Below are 9,152 nucleotides of genomic sequence, written 5' to 3'. Positions count from 1 at the left end.
GGGGCCGAATCCGGCGGACGCCGCCACAGCAGCAGACCGGCCAGCGCGAGGAACAGCACCGAACCGAAGCCCCAGACCCAGGCGTAGCCGATCATGTCGCCCCAGGGCGCGAGCGCATAGGCCAGGCCCAGCAGGGCCCACACGGCCACCACCGGGACGATCAGCCAGAAATCCTCGTTCATGTCGAGCGTCCTCCGTTCAGTGGCCACCGCCGCCGCTGGCGGCCACCGGCAGCCACTGCATGAGTTCGAATCCAAGCGCGGTGAACAGGTACATCGCCGCGACGATGATCAGGACCGAGAGCGGCCCCATCCAGGCAGCCACGCCGGGTGCCGGGGTACTGCCACCCCAGTCCACCGTCAGTCCCGCGGATGCCGGCACGGGCACCCGCCCGCGCCACAGGGACGCCGCAACGCCGGCGGCGATCACGGCGAGCGCCGATGCCATCACCGCGCCGCCAATGGCGATCGCGAGCATCAGGCCCTGCCACAGCATCGGCGCCTGACCCTGGTAGGCGACATCGATCACCCGGCGCGGCACGCCCAGGTAGCCGGCGGCGACTCCGGCCGCGCCGAAGACCAGCAGCCCGGCGAAGACGAGCCAGGGCATCCAGCGCAGCAGTCCCGGGCGCCACAGCGGCCGCCCCCCGAGGGCGGGCAGCATCACCGCCAGTGCGGCGAGCAGAGTCAGGCTCACCGTGCCCACGGTGAAGAAATGGAAGTACCCGGGCACGAAGAAAGTGTCGGACAGCAACGGCGCCAGCCGCTCCTGGATCAGCACGAAAGCGAATACGATCCCCAGGCCCATGCTGAGCACCGCCACCGCAAGGGCGGACATCGCCGGGTGCCGCCACGGCAGCACTTGCAGCCAGCCGAATAACCCGCGCCCCGCCTGCCCGCGCGCGTGGATCTCCAGCGAGGCGATGATGATCAGGAATGCGGTCAGGGTCGGGACGCTCACGAACAGCGAAAGCAGCGAGCCGGTGACACGCACCGCCCCTGGGAGATCCGGCTCCAGGAACATGTGATAGAGCGAGGTCGGGGGCACGAACACCAGGTACATCGCGAACACGATCTTGGAGAAGCGCTCGCCGAACACGGACTTGACCCCGGTGAGCGCCTGCACCAGCACGTACCAGAGGATCACCGTCGCCATCAGCGGCAGGTAATGCATGTTGTGGAATACGATGTGCCAGTTGGTGCCGTGGTTCTCGGGAAACGCCCCCAGCCCCAGCGCCCACAGCAGACCGGGCAGGAAGGTGTACAGGGCCGCGAAACCGCTCACCATCAGGAAACCGGCCCAGGCGAAAAGCGCGAAACCTACCGCGCTCAACCGGTCCTGCCGGCCTTCCCAGCGGGGCGTCAGCAACGTGACGATCGCCGCGGCCGGCAGGACCAGCAGGCCCACGCCGAGCAGGAGATACCCGAGGTTGAACACCAGCAGTCCGGAGGGTGCCAAAGCCCCCAGACCGGGTGCGCCGTCATAGAGCAGGGGCACGCCGATGTGGGCCCCCGCCATGCTGGCGCCGAACCCCGCCAACATCAGCGCGAAGCCCACCCAAGCCAGTCCGCGACGGAGCAGGCCCCGGCCCTGCTCCACCGCCGCGAAGCCGAGCAGCAGCGCGGCCTGGGCGACGAACAGCCAGTAGAAGAAGATGCTGACCCCGTGCAGGGTGAGCAGCCGATACCCGGTGTTCGGCAGGATGTCGATGAGACCCCCGCGGGCCAGTGCGGTCAGCAGCCCTCCAGCGATTCCGAGGAGGAGCATGCCCAGCGACGCCCCGCTCATCACAACCAGCAGGCGCCGGTCCCGTGCGGGGAGGGCGGCGAAGCGTTCCTTGTACGTGCTGCCCATCTCAGACCACCTCGATCGTGGCCTGCATCACGTCGTGCGCCGGACCGCAGTAGACGGTGCAATAGATCAGGTACCGGCCGGGCCTTTGAAAGGTGATGTCCATTTCCGTCAGGCGTCCGGGGCGCAGGCGCACCATCCGTCCGCCGCGTCCGAACTGAATCGAGGCACCGTGGGACACGTCCAGCGCCATCATCCGGAAGCGGTAGGGTTGGCCGGCATCGACACGCAGGCGATCGGGAAGGTAGTACCACATCCCCGCCGCCAGGTAGACGTCGATCGCCTCCGCAGGGGTCCCTTCCGCTGCCGATCCCTGGGGGTCCGCCACTCCATGGTCGATCCCACCATGGTCCATCCCACCATGGTCCATCCCACCGTGGTCCATCCCGGCGGGATCCGCCCCAGTGTGTTCAGCAGTGGGGACGGAGGCCGGCGGTGCCAGCCGCCGCGGGTGCACGGTACCATCGGGCAACCGATAGCGCTCGATGAACCCGACCGTCCTGCGCTGGAACTCCTCGGTGTTGAGTCCGGCAGTGCCATGGACGCCATGGCCGGCGTGCCCACCCCCTGGGGCGCCGGGATGGCCGTCGGTGTGGCCCAGCAGCGCCAGGGGCGTCGGCGCTGCGCCGTAGGCGGCCCAGAGCCCGTACAGACTGACGGCGCCAAAACCCATCGCGGCGACGAATCCGCGGCGTGTGGTTACATGCGCTTTCGAGGACACGTCATCCCCAGCAGAGGGAGTACAGCGAAGTCGGGCTACGGAGCGGCATGCCGCCATTCGCAGTGCTCACGAGTGGTCACTGGCCTTCATGGCCACCGGACGCGTCAGGCGGTGCCATGTCGCCCTCCTGCATCATCTGCATGCACCGCTGCATCATCTCGCGCCGCTGCTGCATCATGGCGGGATCCATGCCACCCGGACCCTTTTTCATCATCCCGGGACCCATGCCACCCTTACCCATATCGTGCATGCCTTTGCCCGGCATCCCGCCATCCATTCCCTGCATGTGTTCCATCATGGATTTCATGGCCGCCATCTGCTCGTCCATCAGCCGCTTGCGGGCCTCGGGGTCCTCGGTCTCGTGGATTTCCTGCATTCGTGCCTGCATCTCCTGCATGTGCTGCATGTGCTGCATGTGCTGGTCCGGAGCCGCTGCCGTGGTGGCTTCGCCTTGATCGGGATGGTGACCGGCGTGTTCCTCCTCGGCGGCGATCGCAGGCACGGCAAAGAGCATAGCTGCCGCTAGGGTGATTGCTGACTTCATCGTGTACTCCTGGAAGGTTTGAATTCTTGCGGTGCGGGGGAATCCCGGCAACCCGGTATTGCCACGCTTCCAACCTACTCCGCCAGGCCGGACAGCAACCTGACCGCGACATTACATGTCTGTCAGCTTTCCGCCATTGGCCGTGGACGATGGCAGACTGTGACTCTCGGGAGACACCCCTTCGGAGCCGGCTAGTGAAAATTCTGATCGTCGAGGACGAACCAAAAACCGGTGACTACCTGCGCCAGGGGCTGACCGAGGCCGGATTCGTGGTCGATCTGGCGCGCGAGGGGCTGGACGGGCTGCATCTGGCCACCACCGGCGACTATGACCTTCTGGTGCTGGACGTGATGCTGCCCCAGATGGACGGCTGGGCGGTGCTGCAGGCATTGCGGCTCGCCGGACGCGAGATGCCGGTCCTGTTCCTGACCGCGCGGGACCAGGTCGAGGACCGGGTCCGCGGGCTGGAACTGGGCGCCGACGATTACCTCGTGAAGCCCTTCGCGTATTCCGAACTCCTCGCCCGCGTGCGCAGCCTCCTGCGCCGGGGCAAGACCAAGGAGCCGGAGGTGTTGGCCTGCGCCGACCTGGAACTCGACCTGCTGCGCCGCCGCGCCACCCGCGCCGGGGTTCGCATCGACCTCACCGCGAAGGAATTCGCGTTGCTGGAACTGCTGCTTCGGCGCCGCGGCGAGGTGCTGCCGCGATCGCTGATCGCCTCGCAGGTCTGGGACATGAACTTCGACAGCGACACCAATGTGATCGAGGTCGCGGTCCGGCGCCTGCGGGCGAAGGTGGACGATCCTTTCGAGCCAAAGCTGATCCGCACCGTTCGCGGGATGGGCTACATGCTGGACGCGGACGTCTCGAGATGAGGTTGCTAACCGGAGGCAGGCTCTCGCTGACCGCGCGCATGGCACTCCTGTTCGCCCTGTTCTCGGCGACCCTGCTGCTCCTGGTCGGATTTGTGGTGGAACGGTCGGTCGCGTGGCACCTCACTGAACTCGATGAGCACGAACTCGAATCGAAGCTGGCCGTGATTGGCAACGTGATCGACCAGACCACGTCGGAGGAAGCGCTCGCCACCTTGCCCCGGCGGCTCGGCGACGTACTGATTGGGCACGAACTGCTCGATGTGCGCGTAACCGATGCCGCGGGCCGCAATCTGTACGCGACCCCGGGGGGGATCGCGCGGGAATGGGATATCCAGGGGCTTCCATCGCGTACGACGCTCGTACGGGAGCATGGCGGCATCCGGTACATCGGCCGGCAGGAGACCGTCACGGCTCCGCTCCCGCGGCCCGAAGAGCTTCAGGTGCTGGTGGCGGTCGATACCTCGCACCATGTGCGGTTCCTGGCGCTGATACGCCATCAGCTCGGGCTGGCGATCGTGATCGCGGCACTGCTCGCCGCGGGCCTGGGCTGGCTGGCGGCCCACAAAGGGCTTGCGCCGCTGCGTCGGGTGACGCAGGCCGCGAGCGGGCTCTCGGCGGAACGCCTCGGCGAGCGGCTGCCGGAAGGGGATGCACCGGCCGAGATGCTGGAACTGCTGCGCGCCTTCAACGGCATGATCGACCGACTGGAAAGCGCATTCCGCCGCCTAAGCGACTTCTCGGCCGATATTGCCCACGAGCTGCGGACCCCTGTATCCAACCTGATGACCGAGACGCAGGTGGCGCTGTCGCGTGCCCGCAGCGCGGAGGACTACCGCGAGACGCTGCATTCCAACTTCGAGGAGTTCGAACGCCTCGCCCGGATGATCGGCGACATGCTGTTTCTCGCCAAGGCCGACAACGGGCTGTTGCCGCGGCCTGTCGAGGCGGTTGCACTCGAGCTGGAAGCGCGGGCGCTGATGGAGTTCTACGAGGCGCTGGCCGAGGAAAAGCGCATAACGCTGCAACTCATCGGGGCCGGCACAGTCATCGGCGACCGCCTGATGCTGCGCCGCGCGCTGTCCAACCTCCTTTCGAACGCGCTGCGTCATACGCCGGCCGGCGGGACCGTCGAGATCCGGATCGCGGCGGCCGGCGGCAGGACCAGGCTCTTGGTGCGGAATCCCGGACCGACCATCCCACCAGACCGGCTCCCGCTGCTGTTCGACCGCTTTCACCGAATCGATCCGTCACGGTCCGGTCATGGCGAGGGCGCGGGCCTGGGCCTCGCGATCACCCGCTCGATCGCCGAGGCCCACGGCGGACGCGTCCATGCCGAGTCGGCCGACGGTGTCACCATCTTCTCGATCGACCTGCCCAGCAACCGCTGACCACCTCTGTCCACCAGCACCACTGGGAGTTCGGTGACATGCCGGCGGTGTCCGTGGTGTCCGGCGAGGAAGCCGCCCACATCATCGCCTGGATCCGCCAGCAGCAGCGTATCGCCGGAATCGAGTGAAGAATCCGCGAAGGACTGGCCTCCTGCAACCGGGTCATTCCCGCCGCAAGCAAGCCCTCTCGCCAATTCTGAGGCCCCGCCGCAGGCGAGATTCAAATGCCGTCCCTCACCCGTCACCGGCTGAGCAGCATCTCCCTCAACATGGTTTCGATCAGGACCTGGCGCATTTCGATGCGATCCAGACGCGACATCATCTCGGCACGATGCCCCTGCATGCCACCCATGCCACCATGCCCCCCTCCCGTGCTCCCATGACCTCCTTCCATTCCGCCCATGCCACCACCACCCTTGCCCATGCGCCCCATGCCGCCTCCGGATTTGTCTGCGGCGGCCTTGCTGGTGGGATGCGGATTCGGGCCGTGGCAGCCGATGCAGGACTCGGATGCTTCGTGGCGTTCGACATCAGGCATAACGTCGTCGCGATCGTCAGCATCACCATGCCCGGCATGAGCGTCATGTGCTGTATCGGCGCCTGCCGTTCCATGGGCGGCATGGGCCCCGTGCGCCGAATGATCCATGCCAGCATGCTGTGCATGCCCTCCCTGCGCAAGGATCGTGGGGTTGGCCGCAGCCGTGCCGACCCAGGTAGCGAGCCCCAGTGTGCACAGTAAAGCAAGAGTGGTTTGTTTCATCATCGTCCTCCGTTCTCCTGAACGCGCCTTTGCGGCCGTTTTGGCCTTGTTGACTCCCATGTGACCCCTGAGGGCCCAGGGATTTTCGTTTCCGCGAAGTACTGCAGTCTCCGTGGCGTTTCCTGTCCACGTCAACTCAGGGCTTCCCGAGCCGTGGGGGTTCTCCCTTCTGGCGGTATCGCCCCCCGAGACAAGAAAACAGCGACGATGAATTCGTTGCGGCTCTTCTCAACGATCGACTGGCTGCCGAATGAACCGCGACTTCTACAGCACCCGCTGAATTGCGACCTCGACGATCGGCACTCCTTCACCGCTGACGGTCAATGGGTGATTCGGAACTGGGTGACCCCAGTTCACTCGCAACCGGGCGCTCGACAGAAACACTAGAGTGCCCGCTCAGGGTCGGCTTCAGTCAATCTGGCAGCGGGATGAATTCCTCCTCGTCACCCGGCACCAAGGGAAAGCGTCTCGCGCGCCAATCGGCTTTCGCCTGCTCGATGCGTTCCTTCCGGCTCGAGACGAAGTTCCAGTCGATGAAGCGTTCACCCAGGGGCTCACCGCCGATCAAGACTATGCGCGAGTCGGTGTCGGCTTCCACAGAAACGTTCGAGGCCGGGGACAGGATCACCATTGAGTGTTCGGGCAGAATCATGCTGCCCAGTCTGAGCCCACCGCTGACCACATACAGCGCACGCTCGGAGGCATTGGGCATAGCCAGCCGCTGACCCGTATTGAGTTGCGCGTCCACGTAGAGGGTATCTGCGAAGGTTCTCACCGGCGAGGTCACACCGTAGGCGGAACCCATCATCACCCGGACCCGCACGTCATCGATCGTGCGGGTGGGAATGTCGCCGCTCGGGTAGTGGTGGAACGCCGGCTCGATCTCCTCATCGGCCTCGGGCAACGCCAGCCAAAGCTGCAGACCGTGTTGCCGGTGGGCGGTGGCGGTGATCTCCGGCCGTTCACGCTCCGAATGCACGATACCGCGCCCGGCGACCATTAGATTGATGTCGCCGGGTACGATCGGCTGCAGGCTGCCGAGTGAATCGCGGTGCAGAATCTCGCCTTCGAACAGATAGGTCACGGTGGCAAGGTTGATATGGGGGTGAGGACGTACCGTGATGCCCTGCCCTGGCGGGAAGTCGGCCGGGCCCATGTGATCAAAGAAGACCCAGGGGCCGACCATCCTGCGTTTCGCGCTGGGCAGCAGCCTGCGCACCGAAAACCCGCCGAGATCCTTTTCGTGCGGTAGTAGCAGCATCTCCATGACCTCCTCGCCATGAATCGGTCCGCGCTCGTGCTCGGCCAGAGGTTCGGCTTTGCGCATCTTCATTTCCACCTCCATGGTGGTCGAGGGGCTTTCCGCCTTCTGCGCGTGGGCGCCCCTGGCTGCACTATGATCATAGCCCCGCCACCGTCTGCTATTGATTCGACTGCAATCGCTCACGCGTCCAGACGGGGCGCCTGCTTCGCGTCGACTCGAGACCCCCATGGCTGGTAACGGAAGTGGCCAGCCCTGAGCGGCGCCTCAGCCGCCAGGGAAGCGGATCAATAGCTGGAGTCGCGCGGAAAGTTGGCATCCGGGGCAAGTCCACGAGATCCATATCGAGGTCTGCCAGGCGCGCGCAGACAGCCCGCGGCTCCTTTATGAACCGAACTACCCCACTCTGCCTGGCACGTGCGCGCGCCGCGAACGGCCCTACGCAACGTTGCCCACTAAGGCTTGTAAGCGACGACAGCGATTTCGATCAGTACGTCGCGGGGCAGGCGAGCGGCCTCAATCGTGGCCCGGGCAGGCGGGTCGGTGGGGAAGTATTCGCTGTAAACTCCGTTCATCGCGCGGAAATCGTTCAGGTCCGCCATGAATACGTGGGACATCACAACGTTCTCGTAGCCCAGGCCCTGAGATTCGAGTTTGGCGCCGATGTAGTCCAGAACCAGGCGGGTCTGCTCCTCGATGGTATCGCCCACGACTGCATCGCCAGCCTTGTTCAATGGGATCACGCCGGAGAGGAATAGAAGATTCCCCGCTTGAACCATTTGCGAATAAGGTCCAACCGCCGGATAGAGTGCGTCGGTCGAATGAATCTCCTTGGCGGCAACTTGGGAAACCGTTGCACCCGTGAGGGCCAGGACAAACATCAGCGATAGGTAAAGAGCCTTCATGTTAATTCCTGCTCCTGAATGGTTAAATGTTTCTTTCTCTGCCAATCACAAATAGATGGCATTGGTCGGCATGACATCCAGCCAACTGGTTGAAAGCTCCTGCTGAGGAATGGCCACGTGCGATCAACGCCACTGCTGGCAGGATACGTGCCAAACTCGAGGGCATAGAGGCCCCCACTCCTCCGGTTATTTCGGCCCGGCCCCCGTCAGAGGGACGCCACAGACTTGACGCGAGAATGCATCGCACTCGAACCAAGCCTTGAACGAGAATAGACACGGTCTAAAAAGTCGGCAAGGCGAAGAACGAATTTTTTCGACGCGAGAGCACGACCCGTCGGATCGAAGCCGCTCAACAATGCTGTCGCGGCGATTTCTTCCTCGCCTTGCTCAAGGCCCTAGCTCTCACGGTACGACGGACGGGCCAGCATCTTCCGGACGTTGCGTCCAGAACCTTGCCAAGAGGTACTGAATCATGGACAAGAGCGCATCGGTCACCCTCTAGAAGGAGCGCACTCGTAAACGTCGTCCGGAGATCGGGCATTTCCGGTCGCTCGCAGGCCGCGGTTGGATGCCCGCTCAGGGTCCAGACCGTGTGAAAACTCGGATCTCGGAGCCGATCCGCTGTGAGGATGGCAGTCTGAGACCCTCGGGCGGCATACGCCGCCGGGAGTGGGATCAACTAGGATATTCGAGGTTCTGGGGTCGTGACCCAGGATCCGGCAGGGAGGCGGCGAAGATAGTGTAGCTGGGCGGGCACCCGCCATTCTGAGCGTAAAGCGGGCAGTCAGGCCCGCGACATGGCCATGATCAGAGGCCGGGCGCCCAAGATCCCGATCACGCGTTTGAG

9 protein-coding genes and 1 pseudogene are annotated in these 9,152 nt (G+C 64.8%); 3 read left to right on the top strand and 7 right to left on the bottom strand.

The window, feature by feature from the left end:
- The 4 genes from EA346_RS10240 to EA346_RS10225 form a co-directional block, all read right to left on the bottom strand.
- On the bottom strand, positions 1–182 hold a 182-nt coding region (locus EA346_RS10240; protein ID WP_296758260.1), incomplete at its 3' end, for a hypothetical protein.
- Positions 183–198: 16 nt separating this feature from the next.
- A complete protein-coding gene (locus EA346_RS10235) occupies positions 199–1,854 on the bottom strand; it encodes a cbb3-type cytochrome c oxidase subunit I (protein ID WP_296758258.1) in 1,656 nt (551 codons plus the stop codon).
- A 1-nt stretch (position 1,855) separates the two neighbouring features.
- A complete protein-coding gene (locus EA346_RS10230) occupies positions 1,856–2,524 on the bottom strand; it encodes a hypothetical protein (RefSeq protein WP_296758256.1) in 669 nt (222 codons plus the stop codon).
- 124 nt (positions 2,525–2,648) lie between these two features.
- Entirely contained in the window at positions 2,649–3,116 is a 468-nt protein-coding gene (locus EA346_RS10225) for a hypothetical protein (protein WP_296758254.1), read from the bottom strand.
- Between the two features lie 194 nt (positions 3,117–3,310).
- On the opposite strand from EA346_RS10225, the gene EA346_RS10220 reads away from it, so the two are divergent.
- The 3 genes and pseudogenes from EA346_RS10220 to EA346_RS10210 form a co-directional block, all read left to right on the top strand.
- Positions 3,311–3,991: a heavy metal response regulator transcription factor gene (locus tag EA346_RS10220; RefSeq protein WP_296758252.1), complete on the top strand. Its 681-nt coding sequence runs from the start codon at positions 3,311–3,313 to the stop codon at positions 3,989–3,991.
- Positions 3,988–5,379 carry a heavy metal sensor histidine kinase gene (locus tag EA346_RS10215; RefSeq protein ID WP_296758250.1) on the top strand — a complete coding sequence of 464 codons (1,392 nt, stop codon included), beginning with the start codon at positions 3,988–3,990 and terminating at the stop codon, positions 5,377–5,379. The genes EA346_RS10220 and EA346_RS10215 overlap by 4 nt, the downstream gene beginning before the upstream one ends.
- Positions 5,380–5,387: 8 nt before the next feature.
- Positions 5,388–5,507 (top strand): annotated as a pseudogene (locus tag EA346_RS10210) (cytochrome c); the annotation flags it as partial.
- Between the two features lie 113 nt (positions 5,508–5,620).
- Here the strand turns inward: EA346_RS10210 and EA346_RS10205 are convergent.
- From EA346_RS10205 to EA346_RS10195, 3 genes are all read right to left on the bottom strand, one after another.
- Positions 5,621–6,142: a hypothetical protein gene (locus EA346_RS10205; RefSeq protein WP_296758249.1), complete on the bottom strand. Its 522-nt coding sequence runs from the start codon at positions 6,140–6,142 to the stop codon at positions 5,621–5,623.
- Between the two features lie 409 nt (positions 6,143–6,551).
- Positions 6,552–7,466, bottom strand: a complete 915-nt coding sequence (locus EA346_RS10200; RefSeq protein WP_296758262.1) for a pirin family protein — start codon at positions 7,464–7,466, stop codon at positions 6,552–6,554.
- Between the two features lie 389 nt (positions 7,467–7,855).
- Positions 7,856–8,305, bottom strand: coding sequence for a Rid family detoxifying hydrolase (locus EA346_RS10195; RefSeq protein WP_296758246.1), 450 nt, complete (start codon positions 8,303–8,305; stop codon positions 7,856–7,858).
- Positions 8,306–9,152 lie beyond the last annotated feature (847 nt).

Source organism: Thioalkalivibrio sp. (genome assembly GCF_007692535.1).
Classification (GTDB): Bacteria; Pseudomonadota; Gammaproteobacteria; order Ectothiorhodospirales; family Ectothiorhodospiraceae; genus Thioalkalivibrio.
This window is presented reverse-complemented; position numbering and strand designations above follow the sequence as displayed.

Coding starts and splice junctions, on each gene's coding strand:
- EA346_RS10225 (WP_296758254.1), bottom strand. CDS start 3,116: ATGAAGTCAGCAATCACCCTAGCGGCAGCTATGCTCTTTGCCGTGCCT.
- EA346_RS10200 (WP_296758262.1), bottom strand. CDS start 7,466: ATGCGCAAAGCCGAACCTCTGGCCGAGCACGAGCGCGGACCGATTCAT.
- EA346_RS10230 (WP_296758256.1), bottom strand. CDS start 2,524: ATGGGTTTTGGCGCCGTCAGTCTGTACGGGCTCTGGGCCGCCTACGGC.
- EA346_RS10215 (WP_296758250.1), top strand. CDS start 3,988: ATGAGGTTGCTAACCGGAGGCAGGCTCTCGCTGACCGCGCGCATGGCA.
- EA346_RS10195 (WP_296758246.1), bottom strand. CDS start 8,305: ATGAAGGCTCTTTACCTATCGCTGATGTTTGTCCTGGCCCTCACGGGT.
- EA346_RS10205 (WP_296758249.1), bottom strand. CDS start 6,142: ATGATGAAACAAACCACTCTTGCTTTACTGTGCACACTGGGGCTCGCT.
- EA346_RS10235 (WP_296758258.1), bottom strand. CDS start 1,854: ATGGGCAGCACGTACAAGGAACGCTTCGCCGCCCTCCCCGCACGGGAC.